Source organism: Neoaquamicrobium sediminum (genome assembly GCF_013240295.1).
Taxonomy (GTDB): Bacteria; Pseudomonadota; Alphaproteobacteria; order Rhizobiales; family Rhizobiaceae; genus Aerobium; species Aerobium sediminum.
This window is the reverse complement of record NZ_JABETK010000002.1, coordinates 568767-589744: the sequence shown is the minus strand read 5'-3', so window position 1 is coordinate 589744 and position 20978 is coordinate 568767. Positions and strand designations below refer to the sequence as shown.

Here is a 20978-nt window from a genome sequence, read left to right as displayed (position 1 = left end):
TACCGCGGCGTTAGAGTGCAGCAAACGCGACACGGAGAAAAGCCGCGATGCCTATGCTCCTGAAAGGCTCCTGCCGTTGCGGATCGATCCGCTTCGAGGTGCAGAGCCATACGCCGGTACCCTACCAGCTTTGCTACTGCTCGATCTGCCGCAAACAGCAGGGCGGTGGCGGCTATGCGATCAACCTCGGCGCAGACGCGCGCACGCTCACAATCGAAGGCGAAGAACATCTCGGGCTTTATCGTGCCGAGATCCAGGACGACGAACGGCCGCATTGCGAGACATCGACAGGCGAGCGCCGCTTTTGCCGCAACTGCGGGACGGCGCTGTGGCTCTACGATCCCACCTGGCCGGACCTGGTTCACCCCTTCGCCTCAGCCATCGATACCGACCTGCCTTCAGCATCCGAGCGCGTCCATCTGATGCTGAAATACAAGGCGTCATGGGTCGAGCCCGACATTCGCGAGGGCGATGCAACGTTCGAGCTATTCCCCAGTGAGTCGATCGCGGACTGGCACAGGAAGCGTGGCTTGTGGGTGGACTAAGCCTGCCTGCGTGGCGTCAGGTTCACTGCGACCAGCCGCGATCGGGTCGGCGGTGCCTTTGCCCTTGGACGGACGAGGCAGCGACCATCCGAGGTTCATGCCTGCGGCCGCGAGCAATATTGCGGCCGACCCGAAAAGCTGAATGCCCTGGAGCTCATGCCCGAAGGCAAGATAGTCCACCGCGATCGCGGCAACGGGGTAGATGAACGACAGCGCGCCGGTCAGGCTCGTGGGAAGCTGCTGGATCGCACCGTAAAGCAGCACATACATCAGCCCGGTATGAACTATGCCGAGCGCGGCAAGGCTCGACCACTCGACGCCACCTGCAGGTAGCGCCGCGAAATCGGCAAGCGGCGCCAGAAGAACCACGCCGACGCTGACCTGGATGAACGCAATCAGGTGCGGCGGGATACCTTTCAGATATTTCGCGACGACCGCGGCGATCGCATAAAGAAAGGCGGCACCAAGCGCCAGTGCCACGCCGGCAAGATAGTCCGTGCCGGCGGCGTAGGCGCTGCCACCCCTCGCCTGCACGATCAGTAGCATCCCTGCAAATGCGAGCCCCAGCCAGCCCAGTTTGTCGAATGTAATCCGTTCCCGGAACAGGAAGACGCCGAACGCGACCAGCATGAAAGGTTGCGTGTTGTAGACAACCGTGGCGATGGAAATCGAGGCGCGCGAATAGGACGCAAACAGCAAAAGCCAGTTCAATACGATCGCGACACCACCGAGCATGGCGAGAACGAGGACGCGCGAGGAGAGAACATCACGGCGAAAGAGGCCCAGTGCCAGGCACACCACGAACAGCGTGGCTGCCCCGAACACGCAGCGCCAGAACACCACATTGGTGACGCCCTGTCCTGACATGAGCACGAACCAGCCAATGGTTCCGGATATCAGCATGGCCGCCGTCATTTTCGCGGAGCCTTGGAGGATGGGGTCTTGCATGGGGAGTGCCTCAATGAACCTGCCACCGAGGATGCCCCTGCCGTCGGGGATTTTATATGCTATCTGGAAGGCAAATCGCGGCAAACGCCTAATATTTTCGTGTCGCGTTTGGCTATTGCCTAAGGAACAAAAAATGATCGATGAGACTGACCGCAACATCCTGATGGCGCTTGCAGATGATGCGAGGCTGTCGCTCAAAGAATTGAGCCAGCGCGTCAATCTTTCGGCTCCCAGCGTCTCGGAGCGTCTGAAACGACTGGAGGAGCGCGGAGTGATCCGCGCGTTCACACTGGATGTCGACCCCAGCGCTCTCGGCTATACGCTGCAGGCGATCGTGCGTATCCGGCCGCTGCCAGGCCAGTTGCATATCGTTCAGAACCTGCTGGATCAGGTCGCCGAACTCGTCGAGTGCGACAAGGTCACGGGCGACGACTGCTTCATCGCGCGGCTCTACATCCGCTCCATGGAGCATCTGGACAGGATTCTCGACCGGATCGCCGAAAAAGCGGAAACCAACACAGCCATCGTGAAAGCACAGCCGGTACGGAGAAGGCTGCCGCCCCTGGCGTAATTGCCGCCTCAGGCCGCGTCGGCTGCCGCGCGGGCTTCTGCCAGCGCCTTCAGGTCGGCAGGCTTCAGTTCGACGGATTCACCGCAGCCGCAGGCAGACGACTGGTTCGGGTTGCGAAAGGTGAAGCCGGTGCGTAGCGTGGTCTTCTCGAAATCCATCTCTGTGCCGAGCAGGAAGAGAGCCGCCTCCGGCGCGACCCATACATGGGCGCCGCCATGCTCAACGTGGTCGTCCTTCGCCTCCGGTTCGGTCACTAGGTCGATGGTGTATTCCATCCCCGCGCAACCACCCTTCTTGATGCCGACACGAATGCCTTGCGCGCCGTCACGGGCGTCCACGATCTCGCGCACGCGGCCTGCGGCTGCGTCGGTCATCGTCATCACCTGAAATCTGCCCATTTCCTTCTCCATTGCGCGCCGGTTCAAGGCCGGCGGAATGATTGTCCTATCCCGAAGATGGTGAAGATTGGACCCCACCGCAACCCCGTCGCCGTATATGCGAAAATAGCACCGGCGGCGGAAGTTTTTACATTAAGGCACTAGCAGCCACCTTCTCTAGATTCAGTGCATACTGGCACAACAACAATCACATATCCTTTATTGCCACATATCCTTCATTGCGGCTTCGGCGTAAGCATCCAGCACCGCGTGCATTTCTCCCATGCCGATGGCGTAGTAGGCGTCATCTGCAGCATCGAAGCTCATTTTCTCGTCATCAATCGGGCCAACTACCGGAATGCGCGACTCCTGGATTCGGGAAATGATCGCCGAACTGCGCGCGTGCGGAACGCGCTATTGTTGCGCACTCCAGCAACCCAATGGCTTCGAACCCCTGGATGGCCCGGTGGATCATTATGCCGTACGAATTGTAGAAATACTGGTGGAACCCGCCGTTGCGAACCTGCCAATCCAGTAGTTCGACGCAGATCACATTAGCAATTGCATCCGGGACGGCCGCTATCGCGCGATGATATGAAGCCGGCTCATCGAGAGATTCCAGAATGTCATCGCCCCAGCGATCCACGACTGCGGCCGAAGGAGGAATATTGCCTTCGTTTGACATCACCCCCAATCGAAACTCAATACCAGCCTACCGCCACTTGGGCCTCTTCCGACATTCTGTCGGGGGTCCAGGGCGGGTCGAACACCATCTTGACGTCGACGCCGGAGACGCCTTCCACGGAGCTGACCGCATTCTCTACCCAGCCGGGCATCTCGCCCGCGACCGGGCAGCCGGGCGCCGTCAGCGTCATGTCGATCTTGACCGAGCGGTCGTCCTCGATGTCGATGCGGTAGATCAGGCCGAGCTCGTAGATGTCGGCCGGGATCTCCGGATCATAGACCGTCTTCAGCGCACCGACGATGTCGTCCGTCAGCCGCGCCAGCTCGTCCTGGGGAATGGAGGAGCTGGAAGTCGCGTCATTCGCAGGCTGCGCCTCGCTGTTTTCCGTGTGTGCTGCCGTTTCGTCCATCATCATCACCCGAAGAATGTGCGCGCCTTTTCCAGCGCCTCGGCCAGGATATCGATCTCGGCCTTCGTGTTATACATGGCGAACGAGGCCCGACATGTCGAGGTCACGCCAAAACGCTTGAGCAGCGGCTGGGCGCAGTGAGTGCCGGCGCGGACCGCCACGCCCGCCCTGTCGATGACCATCGAGACGTCATGCGCGTGGATGCCTTCGAGCTCGAACGAGACGATGGCCCCCTTCCCCGGCGCGTTGCCGAAGATGCGCATCGCGTTGATGCCGCGCAGGCGCTCATGCGCGTAGGCGGTGAGTTCGGCCTCAAGCGCGGCGATGCGCTCGCGGCCGATGCCCTGCATGTACTGCAGCGCAGCGCCCAGGCCGATCGCCTGAACGATCGGCGGCGTGCCGGCCTCGAAGCGATGCGGCGGGTCGTTATAGGTCACCGTTTCCTCGGTGACGTTCTCGATCATCTCGCCACCGCCCTGGAAGGGACGCATGGCGGCCAGCATTTCCTTGCGGCCGTAAAGCACGCCGATGCCCGACGGGCCGTAGACCTTGTGGCCGGTGAACACGTACCAGTCACAGCCAATGTCGCGCACGTCGACCGGCATGTGGACGGCGGCCTGGCTGCCGTCGATCAATGTCGGGATGCCACGTTCCCTGGCGATGCGGCAGATCTCTTTGACCGGCGTGACGGTGCCGAGCGCGTTCGACATATGGGTGATGGCCACGAGCTTGGTGCGCTCGGTCAGGCTCTTCTCGAAATCCTCGAGGTGGAAGGCCCCGTCATCGTCGACCGGCACCCAGACGAGCTTCGCGCCCTGACGCTCGCGGATGAAATGCCACGGCACGATGTTGGAGTGGTGCTCCATGATGGAGAGCACGATCTCGTCGCCCTCGCCGATGTTTGGCATGCCCCAACCATAGGCGACGGTGTTGATGGCCTCCGTCGTCGACTTGGTGAAGACGATCTCGTCGATGCTTTCGGCATTGAGGAAGCCGCGCACCGTCTCGCGTGCCTTCTCGTAGGCGTCGGTAGCCGCATTAGACAGGAAATGCAGGCCGCGGTGCACGTTCGCATATTCGTTGCTGTAGGCGTGCGAGATCGCTTCGATCACCGCCTGCGGCTTCTGTGCCGAAGCGCCGTTGTCGAGATAGACGAGCGGCTTGCCGTAAACCTCGCGCGACAGGATCGGGAAGTCGCGCCGGATCGCCTCAACGTCGTAAGGTGGGTTTTCGACTTTCTGGTCCATTTGCAACGTGCCTTATTGTGCGTCCTTCGAGGCTCGCTTCGCTCGCACCTAAGGATGAGGACTGTTGGGCATCGAGCTCACCGCAAAATGGGGCGATCGACCCTCCCTCATCCTGAGGTGCGAGCCCGCAAGTCCCTTTTGCGGGTTCGCTGCGTCCTTCCAGGGCGAGCCTCGAAGGACGCACCACAATTCTACCCGTGCTCGGCGAACCAGCCGTCGAGCTTTGCCTCCAGAGCGGCCACAAGCGCCTCGTCGTCCAGCTCCTCGATGATCTCGGCGAGGAAGGCCTTGATGAGCAGACCGCGCGCGGCCTTTTCCGGCACGCCGCGCGCCATCAGGTAGAACAGGTGCGCGGGATGGATCTCGGTCACCGTCGCGCCATGGCCGCAGGCAACGTCGTCGGCGAAGATTTCCAGCTCGGGCTTGGTCGAGAATTCTGCATCGTCGGACAGAAGCAGCGTGTTGCACGCCATCTTGGCATCCGTCTTCTGGGCGATCGCGGCGACGCGGATCTGCCCCTGGAAGACGCCATGGGCCCTGTCTGTCACCACGTTGCGGATGATCTCGGTCGAGGTCGTATCAGGCGCCGAATGGTCGAGAACCATGGTGACGTCGCAATGCGTATCGCCACCCAGCAGGTTGATACCGCGCAGCTTGAAATCAGACCCTTCGCCGGCCGCGTCGACCCGCACTTCCTGCCGGACCAGCTTACCGCCGGCATTCATGATGAAGAGCGTGAGCTTGGCATCCTTGCCGATGCGAATCCTCATCTGGCCGAGATGCGTGACGGTTGCCGGCTGCTCCTGCACCAGCACCCAGACCACGTCCGCGCCGTCACCGACGTCCAGTGTCGACACCGAGCTTGCCAGTGCCGCGCCTGCTCCCGTCTGGCGCTCGACGATCGTTGCCCTGGCGCCAGCGCCGACGACGACGGGGAAGCGGGCATGCACCTGTCCGCCGGCCTGAAGGTTCTGCAACTCCATCGGCGCGTCGAGCTGCGCGCCTTCCGCGATCGTCAAGGCGAAGCCGTCGGAAGCGAAGGCCGTGTTGACAGCGGCAACGGCATCCGTCTCATCGACGGGCGCAAGCGCGGCATCGCCGTCACCCGCCAGCAACATGTCCTTGAAACGGCGGACCGTTACACCCTCTATCTCCGAAGCTTTCTCCGCCTTGCCATTGGCCACGCGCAGCACGGCCGAGCCGTCGATCAGCGGCCGCAGCAAGTCCGGCTTCGCGGACGGCTCGAAGGCAGGCACCGCGGTCAGCAGCCGGCGCAGGTCCGTATAGTGCCAGGCCTCGATGCGCCGGGTAGGCAGGCCGCCTTTCAGCAACTCGACGGCGTCGTCACGCATGACCGTCACCGCGGCATCGCCCGGCAGATCGGACACGCGTTCCGAAAACGCCTCGACCAGCGCGGATTCCGCCGGTGTCAGTGTGGGAGAAGCATGGATGTTCATCATTTGCCTCAGGCCGCTTCGTCGATCACGCCGGCGTAACCGTTCTGTTCGAGTTCGAGCGCCAGGCTCTTGTCGCCCGACTTGATGACCTGCCCCTTGTAGAGCACATGCACGCTGTCGGGCACGATGTGCTCGAGCAGGCGCTGGTAGTGAGTGATCACCACGATCGCTCGGTCCGGCGAACGCAGGGCGTTGACGCCGTCCGACACGATCTTGAGGGCATCGATGTCGAGGCCGGAATCGGTCTCGTCGAGCACGCAGAGCTTGGGCTCAAGCAGCTTCATCTGGAGGATTTCGGCGCGCTTCTTCTCGCCGCCGGAGAAGCCGACATTGAGCGGACGCTTGAGCATGTTCATGTCGATGTTAAGGGAGCCCGCCGCTTCCTTGACCCGCTTCAGCAGGTCCGGAATCTTCAGCTCTTCCTCGCCGCGCGCCTTGCGCTGCGAATTCATGGCGACCTTGAGAAACTCCATCGTGGCAACGCCCGGTATCTCCATCGGATACTGGAAGGCCAGGAAGATGCCGGCAGCCGCGCGCTCGGCCGGGTCCATCTCGAGGATGGATTCACCGTTGTAGAGGATGTCGCCTTCTGTCACCTCGTAATCGTCGCGGCCGGCGAGGATGTAGGAGAGCGTAGACTTGCCGGAGCCGTTCGGCCCCATGATGGCGGCAACCTCGCCCTTGTTGACGGTCAGGTTGAGCCCACGGATGATCTCGGTGCCGTCTTCGGCTATGCGGGCGTGAAGGTTCTTGATCTCAAGCATGATATCTTCCGTTCAATAGGTACGCGCTTCCAGCAACTCGTAGTGGGCGGAAAGCTCGTCAAATCTCTTCAAAACAGCTCTGGCAGCCGGCGGGACGTAACATTTCTCGTAGTCGTCACCGACAAAGGCCTTTACCGCGTCAATGTCGTCGAACTCCATGATCGTTACGAACTCGACTTCATCAGCCAAGGGACGCCGCATCATCTCGAAGCGCCGCAGCCCTTTAATCTCCATCGCCTCGATGCCCACCGACACCTCTTCCCGCAGCAGCTTCTCGTAGGTGTCGGCATTTTCTGGCGTCGTCCAGCCGTGCCAGACCCGCTTGACCGTCATCCCACGCTCCCCTCGAGTGAAATCCCGATCAGCTTCTGTGCCTCGACGGCGAATTCCATCGGCAGTTCCTGGATGACTTCCTTGACGAAGCCGTTGACGATCAGCGCGATCGCCTCCTCCTCGGGAATGCCGCGCTGCATCACGTAGAAGAGCTGGTCTTCCGAAATCTTCGACGTCGTCGCCTCGTGCTCGAACTTGGCGGTCGAGTTCTTCGCCTCAATGTAGGGCACGGTATGCGCGCCGCACTCGTTGCCGATCAGCAGAGAATCGCACTGGGTGAAGTTGCGCGCGTTCTCGGCGCGGCGGTGGGCGGAGACCTGGCCGCGATAGGTGTTGTTCGACTTGCCGGCCGAAATACCCTTCGAGATGATGCGGCTCGACGTGTTCTTGCCGAGATGGATCATCTTGGTGCCGCTGTCGATCTGCTGGTGGCCGTTGGAGACGGCGATCGAATAGAATTCGCCGCGCGAATTATCGCCGCGCAGGATGCAGGAAGGATACTTCCACGTGATCGCCGAGCCGGTCTCCACCTGCGTCCACGAAATCTTCGAGTTCTTGCCGCGGCAATCGCCGCGCTTGGTGACGAAGTTGTAGATGCCGCCCTTGCCCTGCGCGTCGCCGGGATACCAGTTCTGCACGGTCGAATACTTAATCTCGGCATCGTCGAGCGCGACCAGTTCGACCACGGCCGCGTGAAGCTGGTTCTCGTCGCGCTGCGGGGCCGTGCAGCCCTCAAGGTAGGAGACGTAGGCCCCTTCCTCGGCAATGATCAGCGTGCGTTCGAACTGGCCGGTGTTCTTCTCGTTGATGCGGAAATAGGTCGACAGCTCCATCGGGCACCGCACGCCCTTCGGCACGTAGACGAAAGACCCGTCGGTGAAGACGGCCGAATTGAGCGTCGCATAATAGTTGTCGGTCGTCGGCACGACGGAGCCGAGATATTTCTGCACCAGCTCCGGATGCTCGCGGATGGCTTCCGAGATCGAACAGAAGATCACGCCCGCCTTGGCAAGCTCTTCCTTGAAGGTGGTGACGACGGACACCGAATCGAACACGGCATCGACGGCCACACGGCCGGACTTGTAGACGTTGTCGTTGGCGCCCTCGTCGTCCGCATCCTTCTCGACGCCGGCCAGGATTTCCTGCTCGCGTAGCGGAATGCCGAGCTTCTCGTAGACGCGCAGCAGCTCCGGATCGACCTCGTCGAGCGACTTCGGGCCGGACTGGTTCTTCGGCGCGGCGTAGTAGTGGATGTCCTGGAAGTCGATCTTCGGATAAGAGACGCGCGCCCAGTTAGGCTCGTCAAGCGTCAGCCAGCGGCGGAACGCGCCAAGACGCCATTCGAGCATCCACTCCGGCTCGTCCTTCTTGGCCGAGATGAAACGGATCGTGTCCTCAGACAGGCCCTTGGGGGCCTTATCCATCTCGATAAACGATTCAAATCCGTACTTGTACTGGTCCACATCGATCTTGCGGACCTGCTCGATCGTTTCCTGCACAGCAGGCATCGGCGCTCTCCATCCTTGCCAGGTTCAAGGCCCGGCAGTTGTCGATTCGCATATATTTCCGCGCATATATCGCGGTATGCGGTTCATGTAGTGTGCCATTGGCAAAAATGCACCCCGCCAACGGGCTGCATTTGCAACGCACACATGTTTTGCCGGGCAAAAAGCCCGGATTTTCGTACCGCCGCCTCAGGCAGCCCGTTCTCGCCCGTCGCGCCGCGCCAGATGCGCGCGCAACGCCTGCTCGAACGCTTTCAATTCAGCCTCGCCCGTCTCGGGTCCGATCGAGACCCTCAGCGCGCCCGCCGCCTCGCCATGCCGCATAGCCTTGAGCACGTGGCTCGGACCAACCTTGCCGGAGGAGCAGGCCGATCCCGCCGACAGCGAAACACCAGCAAGGTCGAATGCGATCTGGGCGGTTTCAGCCTTGAGGCCCGGTACCGCAAAGAACAACGTATTGCAAAGCCGCTCGGTACGGTTTCCGAAGATCGTTGCGTCAGGGGCGAGTTCGACCACAACCTGCTCGAACGCGTCGCGCATGGCCCGAATGCCATCGACAACCGAAAGACCCGCCAAAGCGGCCCGCGCGGCTGCGCCGAAGCCGGCGATGCCCGGCACGTTCTCAGTGCCTGCCCTAAACCCCTTTTCCTGGCCGCCGCCGGAGACCAGGGGCACCGGCATCATCAGGTCGGAAACGCCGACCACTGCGCCCACCCCCTTGGGCCCGCCGATCTTGTGCGACGACAGAATCAGGAAATCGCCATAACCATCGGAGATGTCGAGTGGAATGCGGCCGGCAGCCTGCACCGCGTCGATCACGAGCACGCCACCATGAGCTTTCACCAGCGCAGCGATGTCGCGCACTGGCTGTATGACGCCCGTCTCGTTGTTGGCGGCATGGATCGCCACAAGCACAAGTCCTTGCGCGCGGTCGTGGCCGGCCAGTTCGCGCTCAAGCGATGCCATATCGACAATGCCGTCAGCATCCACGCCGACGCGTGTGACCGCATCCGGCGCAAAGCGGCCGCCATTCAGAATGCAGGGATGGTCGGCTGCCGAGACGATGAGGCGCGCCATGCGCACAGGCGCCTTGCCCATGCGCCAGTCCGGCGACAGGAACATCGATGCCGCTTCCGTCGCGCCCGAGGTGAAGACCACATGCTCCGGCTTGCCGCCTGCCAGCGCCGCCACATCGCGTCGCGCCCCGTCAACCATGCGACGGGCAGAACGGCCGTCGGCATGAACGGATGACGGATTCGCGTCGACCTCCAGCGCGGCCAGCATGGCGGCGCGCGCAGCCGGCAACAGCGGTGCGCTGGCATTGTGGTCGAGATAGGCGCGGCTCGCCGCCATTACGGGTTTCAATCTCCTTGGCTCGGCATCGCTGCGTCAGGTCGGCGTTTTTCCTTGAAATTGCAAGGTCAGCCGTCCTATTTACCCGCGTTGCGAACCGGCAGGCATCTTTCGCCGCCAGTTTTGAATTGTTCTAAACTAGCTTCTAGGGTGACGGCCCTGTCCCGTCAAGACCGAGGGGCGGGATTGCCCTGATTCTGACGCGCGAGACGAGGCCGCAGCATGCGGCGTGAAGTGGAGTAAGTATGCCCGAAGTCATTTTTGCAGGTCCCGCAGGTCGTCTCGAGGGCCGCTACCAGCCCTCGAAGGAAAAGAACGCCCCCATCGCGATCATTCTTCATCCGCATCCCCAGTTCGGCGGCACGATGAACAACAAGATCGTCTACGACCTGTTCTATATGTTCCAGAAGCGGGATTTCACGACGCTGCGCTTCAATTTCCGCGGCATCGGCCGCAGCCAGGGCGAATTCGACCACGGCACGGGTGAACTCTCCGACGCCGCCTCGGCGCTTGACTGGGTGCAGTCGCTGCATCCCGATTCCAAGACGTGCTGGGTGGCGGGCTATTCGTTCGGCGCATGGATCGGCATGCAGCTTCTAATGCGCCGCCCGGAGATCGAGGGTTTCATCTCGATCGCACCGCAGCCGAACATCTACGACTTCTCGTTCCTCGCGCCCTGCCCGTCTTCGGGCCTGATCATCCACGGCGACGCCGACAAGGTCGCGCCGCCGAAGGACGTGCAGGGTCTGGTGGACAAACTCCATACGCAGAAGGGCATCACGATCACGCAGAAGACGCTGCCAGGCGCGAACCACTTCTTCTCGAACGATGCCGAGCTGCTGCTTGACGAGTGCGCGGATTATCTCGACCGGCGCCTTGCCGGCGAACTCGCGGACCCGCGCCCCAAGCGCCTTCGCTGACCAGACCCCGCTCAAAGCGCGGGAAAACGCGGCAATTTGGCGGCGGAAATCATGATCTTGCCTCAATTCATCCCTAGCCGGATAGTTGCGGTTTGGTTCGGGATTCGTTACGTCTCGTTCCCGGGCATGGGGGAAAGTGCTGATTTCGTAGGTTTTTGTGAAGTCCGCATTCCAGTTTCGTCCCGGTTCTAGGAAGGGGTTTGCATTGAAGGTCGAGGGAACGCGCTTCGCACGCGGAGGACGGCGCGCTGTCATCGCAGCGCTTGCATCCACGCTCCTCGCTTCCTGCTCTGCCACATCCGGCAACGAAGAAACCTTCTTCGGCTTCAATCCATCCGATCAGTCCGCTCTCACGGCACAGGCTGCTGACGATTTCGCCGGCGCCACATTTACCAGCGACCAGACAGCCAGCGCGGCGGAAGCTTTCGTCATGGACGAGAACGACCCTTCGCTGCCGGATGCAGTGGGTGCAGCCCCTACGATCGCCCCGGCTCCGAAACCGAGGTTGTAACAGCAAGTACCGAACAGCAGGCGCCTGAAGTTCCGGCAGGCGCGCCGCAGGTCGCAACCGCCGATGCACAGCAGGCCGATATGGAACTTGTGGCGGCCGCCGCACCGGCAACCGAGGCCGCGCAACCGGCCGCAGCCGAGGAGCCGCCGAAACAGCAGGCGACACAGTTCCTTGAAAACGGCCCGCCTCCGCAGGTTGCGGCGGCAGAACCTAAAAAACGCGGTTTCCTTGCAGCTTTCTTCGGCACGTCCAATGCACGCGCCGCATCCGCGCCGCCGGCGCCCAAGCCGCTGATCGCCACCGCCTCCCCCAAGATCGAGCCGGCAGCTTCCAAACCAATCGTTCAGCTTGCGTCGGCCAACGCTTCCGCGTCGACGCCCATCATTCCACAGAATGGCGAAGCGCTGCCGGGCGTACGCCCCGATTCGCTGTTCGAGATTTCGCGCCGTTCCGGCATGGACGACACCAGCGATATCGATCTGCACGAGGGTGAAGAGCCATACCAGGTCGCTTCGGCGGCCGGTCTTGCCCGGCTCGCCCCCAACGGCTTGACCAAGCAGACGGAAAGCGTGGACGTCGCCTGCCTGAAGCCCTCTCTCGTGCGTGTGCTCAAGACCGTCGAGCGGCACTACGGCAGCAAGGTCGTTGTAACGTCAGGCTACCGCAATCCCGAGCGCAACCGTCGCGCCCGCGGCGCCCGCAACTCGCTGCACATGTATTGCGCGGCGGCTGACGTGCAGGTGGCAGGCGTTGGCAAATGGGAACTCGCGAAGTTCCTTCGCAGCATGCCTGGTCGCGGTGGCGTCGGCACCTATTGCCACACGAATTCCGTTCATATCGACGTCGGCCCCGAGCGCGACTGGAACTGGCGTTGCCGCCGGCGCAAATAGCCGCAGGCAAAACGCGAAATTTTCCTGTTTGCCGTGCAAAGATGGGTTGCCCGTTGCTGCGATGCTCACTATAAGCCACCTCGTTCTGGCAAGCGCCCATCGTCTAGCGGTCTAGGACGCCGCCCTTTCACGGCGGAAACACGGGTTCGAGTCCCGTTGGGCGTGCCAGAAAATTCAAGCACTTGGTGCACTTCTCCCCTAATGCGTGAAATATGCCGTCTTGGCGGTACGGATCTGAGCGCGAAGCCATCGTGGTTTCCCGCCGGCCGCTCCACGCCGGAAGCTGTTGATTGACGCGAAACCTGATTGCGCGACTCAACCGAGAGTGTCAGCCTTTGATTGCTGACGAGGGGGTCAGCGGGGTTGGAGGCTCGGCTTGCCACTGGCAGCCTCCCATGGCCGAGCCTCACCCTGGGGTCTAGAAACCGCCTCAGGAGTCCACGCCCCTCAGCAACGCAGACAGCGCCGCGCCTCTGCACGTCGTTTTCCTGGCGACCCGCTTGCGCGACGCCGGCGCATCCGGCCTACCGATACCAGTCAACAGCGCCAGCGGCGAACTGCGAGGCTAACGGCCACCGTGTTTGACTTCCAATGGGCTATCCGGGGCCATCATGCGTCGAGGCCGAGTTCCTTTGCCCGCAAGCCGCGATGGCCCGCGCCCATAGCGAAATGCGCTTCCTCATCATCTTGCGGCGTCGCCGGAGGTGCCGAGGCTGACTAATCTGCGCGCCTTCTCAACGCTCAGATGGATGCAGACATGCGCCTTGCCGCCACCCTCGCCCTTGTTGCTTTCTCAACCAACCCTTCACTCGCGCAGGATGCCCCCGTAGGCATCTTCCGCTGTCACGACACCAGCATGGCGCCGTTCGGCACGTTGCTACTGGACGGGCAAGGCACCTACCAGATCATCGGCACGAGCACGGCGGACTGGGCAGCCGACCCGAGCCTCCCGCAGAACGGCGCGGGCACCTACAGCATCGACGGCACACAATTGCTGCCCGAAGGCGGCCCGCTGAAGGATGCCTTCGCCGCGACGGGAAATTTTCTCGGCGGGGGACAGGAAGCCACCATCGGCTTCTCCGACAAGAAGGGCGCCTTGCTGACCTGCCTTTCCACCGTGGGATGAACGCTGGCCGCTTGCCGCCTGCTCCTCAAGAAAGGCGGCCGCGCACCGCCAGACGCCTCACGTCGTTCAGTCGACGTGGGACGTTCTGATCCGAAGCAGGTCCGAGAAACGCAACCTATCCCGTGCCGGAGCGCATCCGGCGCGGGAACTCGATCACCTTTGCGGATTCGCCATCGACAGCAAACTCCTGCGCCAGCATTGCGTCGATCAGGATCGACAGCGCCTGGCGCGATTTGACGCTCAGCTCGTCGTCTCCCGGCAGCAGCCGATAGGCTTCTTCGAGATTGTGGCGGGCGGCGGAATAACTGGGCCTCACGGATACCTCCTTTCGCCCCTCTCCCACGATCTGCACACTCCCGCCTTTCGGAACCGCCAAAGGATTCGATTGCATTTTAGCGATGTCACATGAATGTGCGGATATCCCCAGCCGGCCCACGTGACCGCCCTGCCCCAACGACGTCGCCTCCGTGGTATTGGAGCCGGGCGGCTCGCGGTATTAAGCAGTCACGAGCCCATCGACCAGGAGACAGAAATGCTGCGCAAGACCGAATTCTACATCGACGGCAAATGGACGGCGCCTGTCGCCGCGCGCGAGCTGGAGGTGATCAACCCCGCCGACGAACAGCCTTTCGCGGTCATCTCGCTGGGCGCGCAGGCGGATGTAGACAAGGCCGTGGCAGCGGCACGGCGCGCCTTCCCCGCATGGTCGCGCACCAGCCGCGAGGAACGCGTGGAAGCGCTGGAGCGGCTGCTTGAGGCCTACAATGCGCGCATGGACGACATGGCCCAGGCGATCTCGGACGAGATGGGCGCGCCGATCAAGCTGGCCACGGAATCGCAGGCGTCCGTGGGTGCCTACCACATCAAGACGTTCATCCGGACGCTGAAGAATTTCGTCTTCGAACACCCGCTCGACGAGCGCAACCCGAACGACCGTATCGTTCACGAGCCGATCGGCGTCTGCGGCCTGATCACGCCATGGAACTGGCCGATGAACCAGGTGACGCTGAAGGTCGTGCCGGCGATCGCGGCGGGCTGCACGGTGGTGCTGAAGCCGTCCGAGATCGCGCCGCTTTCGTCGATCGTTTTTGCCGAGATCGTCGACGCGGCCGGGCCTGCCGGCCGGCGTGTTCAACATGGTCAACGGTGACGGGCCGTCGGTGGGCGAAGCGATGTCCCGGCATCCCGACATCGACATGATGTCGTTCACCGGTTCGACGCGGGCCGGCATCGCCGTCTCCAAGTCGTCGGCCGACACGGTCAAGCGCGTTACGCTCGAACTCGGCGGCAAGTCGCCCAACCTCGTCTTCGCCGACAGCGACCTGGAAGCCGCAGTGGTGCGCGGCCTTAACCACTGCTTCGAGAATACCGGCCAGTCGTGCAATGCGCCGACGCGCATGCTGGTCGAACGCCCGGTCTACGATCAGGCGGTCGAGATCGCCGGCCGGCACACCGCGACCGTGAAGGTCGGCAATCCGGCCGAACAGGGCGATCATATCGGACCGCTCGTCTCGGAGGCCCAGTTCAACAAGGTGCAGGGCCTGATCGAGATCGCGATCAAGGAAGGCGCGCGGGTCGTGGCCGGCGGCCCGGGCCGTCCCGAGGGCTTCAATCGCGGTTATTACGTTCGCCCGACGGTGTTTGCCGATGTCTCCAACGACATGACGATAGCACGCGAGGAGGTGTTCGGCCCGGTGCTCGCCATGATCCCGTTCGAGACCGAGGAAGAGGCGATCGAGATCGCCAACGACACGCCCTACGGCCTGTCGAGCTACGTCCAGACGAGCGATCCCGAGCGGGCCCGCCGCGTCGCCCGGCAGCTTCGCAGCGGCATGGTGCAGATGAACGGTGCCGGTCGCGGCGCGGGAAGCCCGTTCGGCGGTTACAAGCAGTCGGGCCTTGGCCGCGAAGGCGGCAAATACGGGCTGGAAGACTTTCTGGAGGTCAAGGCCGTGGCCGGATGGCCGGCCGAGGGGTGAACCCGGGTTTCCCTAGATGACGAGAGGGCGGCGCATTGCGTCGCCCTTTGCGTTTGCGATGGCCGGCGAAGCGCTGGACATTCCTTTTCGATCATGGCCTAACGCAGGGTAAGGGGGCGTCATGAAAGACATCGAACGACCATCCTTGCCGCGCTGGATGAGCGCCGGCAGATCGAACCGTTCAGCGACGGCGATCCGTCGTTAGACCTCGATGCGGCCTATGCAGCCGCCGACGCCGTGATCGGGGCGCGCATCGCAAGGGGCGAGCATCCGGTAGGCTGGAAGATCGGCTTCACCAACCGCACGATCTGGGACGAGTACAGCGTGCGCGCGCCTATCTGGGGGCCGACCTACGACACCTCGACATACGGGTTCGACCCGGAGCAAGGTCAGGCGGAACTCGACATTTCAGCGTTTGTGGAACCCCGCATAGAGCCCGAGATTGTCTTCCGCGTCGCGCGGCCGCCGCGCGCGGATATGGACGACCGGGAACTGCTTTCCTGTATCGACGCTGTCGCACACGGTTTCGAGGTCGTGCAGTCGATCTACCCCGGCTGGCGATTTACCGCAGCCGACACCGTCGCGGCAGCCGCCATGCACGGCGCATTGCTGCATGGCCCGATGATGGCCATCGACCATGACGCGGCGACTGACTGGATCGAGCGACTGGCATCGTTCGAGATCGTCCTTTTCAGGAACGATGTCGAGGTCGATCGCGGTTCCGCGCGCAATGTGCTCGACGGGCCGCTTGCCGCGTTTCGCCATTTCGTCGCCGGGCTCGAAGAACGTCCGCTGCGACGCGGCATCGAACCCGGCGATGTGGTTACCACCGGCACCGTGACGCGAGCCTTCCCGGTCGAGGCCGACGAGACATGGTCGACGCGGGTGGAGGGGTTGCCCCTGCCCGGCACGCGGCTGCATTTCCTGCCAGCCCTGCAGGAGCGGCTGACGCGCCTGATCGAGCAGGCGGCGCAGGCCCGGTTTCGCATGGAGAACCCCGATGCCTGCAAGAGTGCGGCCGAACACGAACAGGCTGTGACGACGAGCATCGCCGCAGAGACCGCGCTCTCCCGCCTTCTCCTGCGAGACCGGGCCGGCCTTGCCGACGCGATGACAGCCGTCGAGGAGCAAGTTCGGACACTGGCCGATTCGTGGAAGTCGCGCCCTTCCTCTTGAAGCGAAGCCGCTTCGATGCGACATGGTGGGTTCGCATCCAACGGACGGAAGACGATGGTCACCTATCTCGACGCGGACGCCGCGCCACAGCGCAATACGGGGCAGATCAGGCTCTACGGACCCGAGGCCTTCGAGGGCATGCGCAAGGCCTGCAACCTGACGGCACGCTGCCTTGACGAGTTGGCGGGCATGGTCGCGCCGGGCGTCACGACGAACGCGATCGACCGCTTTGTCTTCGAGTTCGGCATGGACCACGGTGCTCTGCCGGCGACGCTGAACTATCGCGGTTACACAAAGTCGACCTGCACCTCGATCAACCATGTGGTCTGTCACGGCATTCCGGACGACAAGCCGCTGCGCGAGGGCGACATCGTCAACATCGACGTCACCTACATTCTCGACGGATGGCATGGCGATTCCAGTCGCATGTATCCGGTCGGACAGATCAAGCGCGCCGCCGAGAGGCTGCTGGAAGTCACCCATGAGTGCCTGACGCGTGGCATCGCGGCGGTGAAACCCGGCGTGCGCACGGGCGCGATCGGTGCTGCGATCCAGACCTATGCAGAAAGCGAGCGCTGCTCGGTCGTCCGCGACTTCTGCGGACACGGCGTCGGGCGGCTCTTCCACGACGCGCCGAATATCCTGCATTACGGCAGCCCGAACGAAGGCGTGGAGATGCGCGAAGGCATGATCTTCACCATCGAGCCGATGATCAATCTCGGCCGCCTGCATGTGAAGGTGCTCTCCGATGGCTGGACCGCGGTGACGCGCGACCGGTCGCTGTCGGCGCAGTATGAGCACACGGTCGGCGTGACGGCCGACGGCTGCGAGGTCTTCACGCTTTCTCCCGCCGGTCTGGACAGGCCGGGGCTTGCCGCCTGACACGGTTCGCCTATCCTGTGCCCTGAGCTGGGGTGGGGAAAGTTGAACATGCAGGGTGACGATGGCGACGAACGCGGCTTCTTCGCGGAACGAGCGCTACCTGCGCCACGCGCGGCGAAAGCTGCGGCGGAGAAACCGCATTATCTCGGACATCGCGAAAGGCTGAGAACCCGCTTCCGGGAAGCGGGCGCCGGCGCGCTGTCCGACTACGAGTTGCTGGAACTGCTGCTCTTCCGGTCGATCCCCCGCGCAGACACCAAGGGGCTCGCCAAGACGCTCATCAATCGATTCGGCTCGTTCGCGGAAGTGCTTGGCGCGCCTGAACATTTGCTGCGCGAGGTGGAGGGTGTGGGCGATGCTGTCGCGCTCGACATCAAGACGATTGCCGCCGCTTCGAGCCGCATGGCCAGGGGCGCGATCGGCCGCCGGCCCGTGCTCGGCTCATGGGCGCAAGTGATCGACTATTGCCGCGCGGCGATGGCGTTCGAGCCACGCGAGCAGTTCCGCATCCTGTTTCTCGACAAGAAGAACGTCCTGATCGCCGACGAGGTGCAGCAGTCGTCGGGCACGGTGGACCACACGCCGGTCTATCCGCGCGAGGTCATGCGCCGCGCACTCGAACTCTCGGCCACGGCGATCATCCTTGTTCACAACCATCCGTCCGGCGATCCCACACCCTCGCGCGCCGACATCGAGATGACGAAGACGATCATTGAGACCGGAAAGCCGCTCGGCGTGATCGTTCACGACCACATCATTGTGGGCCGCAACGGCCATGCGAGCCTGAAGGGCATGCAGCTCATCTAGATCGCAGATCAGGGAAGGCTAAGCACGCCGCCCGTTACCGGCTCCCGGCAGCCCGTCGTTGTCGGGAAGGTCAGGGGCAGGCCGTTCAACGCGCGGACGGCAAGATAGGCCCAGGCCTCCGCCTCCATGGCGTCACCGTCGAGACCGGTATCCTCGGCCGAAAGAACCTCGACCCCGGCCGGCACGCCGGCGCGCAGATCCGCAACGATGTGGGGGTTGCGCCGCCCGCCGCCGCAGACGATCCAGAGCTTCGGCCGGGCCGGCATGTGTGCGGCGGCCGCCAGGATCGCCTCGGCCGAGACGGCTGCCAGCGTGCGCGCGCCATCGGCGAGTTCCAGGCCGGCGGCGAGATCGAGCGTGAAATCGTTGCGGTCGAGCGATTTGGGCGCGGCGCGCTCGAAGAACGGGCTTTGCATGTAACGGTCGACGACGGGGCGTATCACGCCGCCCTCGCTGGCGATCATGCCGTCGGCGTCGAACGGCACGCCGCCCTCGCCCGACACCCATTGGTCGATCAAGGCGTTGCCGGGCCCGCTGTCGAAGGCGACGGGATCGCCGGCGGCGGGCACGAAGGTGACATTGGAAATCCCGCCGATATTGACGAACGCCACCGGAAATCGCTGCAGGTCCTGCAGCAGCGAAGCGGCGAGCGCGGCATGGTAGGCCGGCACGAGCGGTGCGCCCTGCCCGCCATGCACCATATCGTTGGCGCGCATGTCGTGGACCACAGGCAAGCCCGTTTCGCGCGCGAGCAAAGCGCCGTCGCCGAGCTGCACCGTCAGGGCCTTCTCCGGCCTGTGCAGTACCGTCTGACCATGAAAGCCGATCAGTTGAGGGGCGATGTCGCCGTGCTCTGCCAGGAATCGCTTTACCGCATCCGCGTGGCGCAGCGTGATCTCACGCTCCAGCGCCGCAAGGTCTCCCGGCCGCTCCTCGCGTGCGGAAATACCCCTGGCCTCACCCAGCGCGGTTTCGATACGATGGCGGAAGGCCGCTTCGTAGGCGACGAAGCCCGCAGGGCCGCGCCGCACGTCGCCGCGCCCGTCCGTGGTAACAACGGCAAGGTCGGTACCGTCCATCGATGTGCCGCTCATCAGGCCGATCGCGCATGTCAGCGTCATTTCCGCCGCCGTTCTTGTGATTCTCGCATGCTTGATGCTAAAGCCGCGCGGGTTCCCGCGCCATTCGCAGTGCGGGCCAAATATGTTCCATGGAAAGCACGATCATGTCCGCCTTCAAGTCCGACTTCCTGCGCACGCTGTCAGAACGCGGCTTCATCCACCAGATCTCGGATGAAACCGGTCTCGACGACCTCCTCGCCAAGGAAACCGTGACGGCCTATATCGGCTACGACCCGACGGCGTCGAGCCTGCATGTCGGGCATCTCACGCAGACCATGATGCTGCACTGGTTTCAGCAGACGGGCCACCGGCCTATCTCGCTGATGGGCGGCGGCACAGGCATGGTCGGCGATCCTTCTTTCAAGGAGGAAGCCCGCAAGCTGATGACGGTCGAGATGATCGAGGACAACATCACCTCGCTCAAGGCCTGTTTCTCGCGCTACCTCGACTATGATCGCGACAGCAACGCGGCGCTGATGATCAACAATGCCGAGTGGCTGCGCCCGCTCAACTATCTCGAATTCCTGCGGGATGTCGGCCGGCACTTCTCGGTCAACCGCATGCTTTCGTTCGACAGCGTGAAGACGCGCCTCGACCGCGAGCAGTCGCTGTCTTTCCTCGAATTCAACTACATGATCCTTCAGGCCTACGATTTCGTGGAGCTGAACAAGCGCTACGGCACGCGGCTTCAGATGGGCGGCTCGGACCAGTGGGGCAACATCATCAACGGCATCGATCTCGGCCACCGCATGGGAACGCCGCAGCTTTATGCCCTGACCTCGCCGCTGCTGACCACGTCGTCCGGTGCCAAGATGGGCAAATCGGCTTCCGGCGCCGTATGGCTGAATGCCGACCTGCTGTCGCCCTACGAGTTCTGGCAGTACTGGCGCAATACCGAGGATGCCGACGTGGAGCGCTTCCTCAAGCTGTTCACGATCCTGCCGATGGACGAGATCGCGCGGCTTGCGGCGCTCGGCGGCTCTGAAATCAACGACGCCAAGAAGGTGCTGGCCACCGAGGTCACCGCCATGCTGCACGGACGCGAGGCGGCCGACCAGGCATCCGAGACGGCTCGCAAGACCTTCGAGGAAGGCGCACTGGCCGAGAGCCTGCCGACCGTGGAGGTCGACCAGGCCGAGATTGAGGGGGGGGCATCGGCGTGCTTGCGCTTTTCGTGAAAGCCGGGCTTGCCGGTTCCAACGGCGAGGCGCGCCGGCATGTGCAGGGCGGCGCGGTGCGCGTCAATGACGAGCAGGTTACGGACGAAAAGCGCGTACTGGGCGCTGGAGACCTCACTTCGGAAGGCGTCATCAAACTCTCGCTGGGCCGCAAGAAGCACATCCTCGTCAGGCCCGCTTAGGGTCCAGCCCGA

The 20978-nt window shown here is 63.1% G+C and carries 21 protein-coding genes, 1 tRNA gene and 2 pseudogenes; 12 read left to right on the top strand and 12 right to left on the bottom strand.

Going from position 1 to position 20978, the window contains the following annotated elements:
• Positions 1 to 47: 47 nt before the first annotated feature.
• On the top strand, positions 48 to 545 hold the full coding sequence (locus HK436_RS14675; protein WP_173190906.1) for a GFA family protein: 498 nt from the start codon (positions 48 to 50) through the stop codon (positions 543 to 545).
• Here HK436_RS14675 and HK436_RS14670 read toward each other — a convergent pair.
• Positions 486 to 1493: a DMT family transporter gene (locus tag HK436_RS14670; RefSeq protein ID WP_173190904.1), complete on the bottom strand. Its 1008-nt coding sequence runs from the start codon at positions 1491 to 1493 to the stop codon at positions 486 to 488. The genes HK436_RS14675 and HK436_RS14670 overlap by 60 nt on opposite strands.
• A gap of 133 nt (positions 1494 to 1626) precedes the next feature.
• Between HK436_RS14670 and HK436_RS14665 the strand changes: the two genes are divergently transcribed.
• The gene (locus HK436_RS14665; RefSeq protein WP_173190902.1) at positions 1627 to 2064 is read left to right on the top strand and encodes an Lrp/AsnC family transcriptional regulator; all 438 of its coding nucleotides are present in this window, start codon (positions 1627 to 1629) and stop codon (positions 2062 to 2064) included.
• Positions 2065 to 2072: 8 nt separating this feature from the next.
• Here the strand turns inward: HK436_RS14665 and sufA are convergent, their stop codons facing one another.
• The 9 genes from sufA to HK436_RS14620 form a co-directional block, all read right to left on the bottom strand.
• Positions 2073 to 2462, bottom strand: coding sequence for a Fe-S cluster assembly scaffold SufA (sufA, locus tag HK436_RS14660; RefSeq protein WP_173190900.1), 390 nt, complete (start codon positions 2460 to 2462; stop codon positions 2073 to 2075).
• A gap of 316 nt (positions 2463 to 2778) precedes the next feature.
• The gene (locus HK436_RS14655; RefSeq protein WP_173190898.1) at positions 2779 to 3126 is read right to left on the bottom strand and encodes a DMP19 family protein; all 348 of its coding nucleotides are present in this window, start codon (positions 3124 to 3126) and stop codon (positions 2779 to 2781) included.
• A 16-nt stretch (positions 3127 to 3142) separates the two neighbouring features.
• On the bottom strand, positions 3143 to 3535 hold the full coding sequence (locus HK436_RS14650; protein ID WP_173190896.1) for an SUF system Fe-S cluster assembly protein: 393 nt from the start codon (positions 3533 to 3535) through the stop codon (positions 3143 to 3145).
• Between the two features lie 5 nt (positions 3536 to 3540).
• Entirely contained in the window at positions 3541 to 4782 is a 1242-nt protein-coding gene (locus tag HK436_RS14645) for a cysteine desulfurase (protein ID WP_173190894.1), read from the bottom strand.
• Positions 4783 to 4973: 191 nt separating this feature from the next.
• A complete protein-coding gene (gene sufD, locus HK436_RS14640) occupies positions 4974 to 6239 on the bottom strand; it encodes a Fe-S cluster assembly protein SufD (protein ID WP_173193487.1) in 1266 nt (421 codons plus the stop codon).
• Between the two features lie 8 nt (positions 6240 to 6247).
• Complete coding sequence (gene sufC, locus HK436_RS14635) at positions 6248 to 7003, bottom strand: Fe-S cluster assembly ATPase SufC (RefSeq protein WP_173190892.1); 756 nt, start codon at positions 7001 to 7003, stop codon at positions 6248 to 6250.
• A 12-nt stretch (positions 7004 to 7015) separates the two neighbouring features.
• On the bottom strand, positions 7016 to 7336 hold the full coding sequence (locus HK436_RS31450) for an antibiotic biosynthesis monooxygenase (RefSeq protein ID WP_173190889.1): 321 nt from the start codon (positions 7334 to 7336) through the stop codon (positions 7016 to 7018).
• On the bottom strand, positions 7333 to 8844 hold the full coding sequence (gene sufB / locus HK436_RS14625) for a Fe-S cluster assembly protein SufB (RefSeq protein WP_173190888.1): 1512 nt from the start codon (positions 8842 to 8844) through the stop codon (positions 7333 to 7335). Before sufB ends, HK436_RS31450 begins: the two co-directional genes overlap by 4 nt.
• 186 nt (positions 8845 to 9030) lie before the next feature.
• Entirely contained in the window at positions 9031 to 10194 is a 1164-nt protein-coding gene (locus tag HK436_RS14620) for a cysteine desulfurase family protein (RefSeq protein ID WP_173190886.1), read from the bottom strand.
• Between the two features lie 245 nt (positions 10195 to 10439).
• On the opposite strand from HK436_RS14620, the gene HK436_RS14615 reads away from it, so the two are divergent.
• The 5 genes from HK436_RS14615 to HK436_RS14595 all read left to right on the top strand — a co-directional run bounded on the left by HK436_RS14615 (position 10440) and on the right by HK436_RS14595 (position 13641).
• Positions 10440 to 11114, top strand: coding sequence for an alpha/beta hydrolase (locus HK436_RS14615; protein ID WP_173190884.1), 675 nt, complete (start codon positions 10440 to 10442; stop codon positions 11112 to 11114).
• A 205-nt stretch (positions 11115 to 11319) separates the two neighbouring features.
• The gene (locus HK436_RS14610; RefSeq protein ID WP_173190882.1) at positions 11320 to 11625 is read left to right on the top strand and encodes a hypothetical protein; all 306 of its coding nucleotides are present in this window, start codon (positions 11320 to 11322) and stop codon (positions 11623 to 11625) included.
• A gap of 80 nt (positions 11626 to 11705) precedes the next feature.
• Positions 11706 to 12515, top strand: coding sequence for a YcbK family protein (locus HK436_RS14605; RefSeq protein WP_173190880.1), 810 nt, complete (start codon positions 11706 to 11708; stop codon positions 12513 to 12515).
• Between the two features lie 92 nt (positions 12516 to 12607).
• Positions 12608 to 12683, top strand: a tRNA-Glu gene (locus HK436_RS14600).
• Between the two features lie 589 nt (positions 12684 to 13272).
• On the top strand, positions 13273 to 13641 hold the full coding sequence (locus tag HK436_RS14595) for a hypothetical protein (protein WP_173190879.1): 369 nt from the start codon (positions 13273 to 13275) through the stop codon (positions 13639 to 13641).
• A gap of 115 nt (positions 13642 to 13756) precedes the next feature.
• Here HK436_RS14595 and HK436_RS14590 read toward each other — a convergent pair whose 3' ends face one another.
• Positions 13757 to 13957, bottom strand: coding sequence for a hypothetical protein (locus tag HK436_RS14590; RefSeq protein ID WP_173190877.1), 201 nt, complete (start codon positions 13955 to 13957; stop codon positions 13757 to 13759).
• Between the two features lie 216 nt (positions 13958 to 14173).
• Between HK436_RS14590 and HK436_RS14585 the strand changes: the two are divergent.
• The 4 genes and pseudogenes from HK436_RS14585 (at position 14174) to radC (ending at position 18485) form a co-directional block, all read left to right on the top strand.
• A pseudogene (locus HK436_RS14585) lies at positions 14174 to 15620 on the top strand (aldehyde dehydrogenase family protein).
• A gap of 237 nt (positions 15621 to 15857) precedes the next feature.
• Positions 15858 to 16796, top strand: a complete 939-nt coding sequence (locus HK436_RS14580) for a 2-keto-4-pentenoate hydratase (protein ID WP_244648976.1) — start codon at positions 15858 to 15860, stop codon at positions 16794 to 16796.
• A 54-nt stretch (positions 16797 to 16850) separates the two neighbouring features.
• On the top strand, positions 16851 to 17678 hold the full coding sequence (map, locus tag HK436_RS14575; protein ID WP_173190875.1) for a type I methionyl aminopeptidase: 828 nt from the start codon (positions 16851 to 16853) through the stop codon (positions 17676 to 17678).
• A gap of 48 nt (positions 17679 to 17726) precedes the next feature.
• Positions 17727 to 18485 (top strand): RadC family protein, encoded by a 759-nt coding sequence (gene radC, locus HK436_RS14570; RefSeq protein ID WP_173190873.1) that lies wholly within the window; start codon positions 17727 to 17729, stop codon positions 18483 to 18485.
• A gap of 8 nt (positions 18486 to 18493) precedes the next feature.
• On the opposite strand, the gene HK436_RS14565 is transcribed toward radC, so the two are convergent.
• Positions 18494 to 19606, bottom strand: coding sequence for an anhydro-N-acetylmuramic acid kinase (locus tag HK436_RS14565; RefSeq protein WP_173190871.1), 1113 nt, complete (start codon positions 19604 to 19606; stop codon positions 18494 to 18496).
• 104 nt (positions 19607 to 19710) lie between these two features.
• Here HK436_RS14565 and tyrS point away from each other — a divergent pair.
• Positions 19711 to 20966 (top strand): annotated as a pseudogene (gene tyrS / locus HK436_RS14560) (tyrosine--tRNA ligase).
• Positions 20967 to 20978 lie beyond the last annotated feature (12 nt).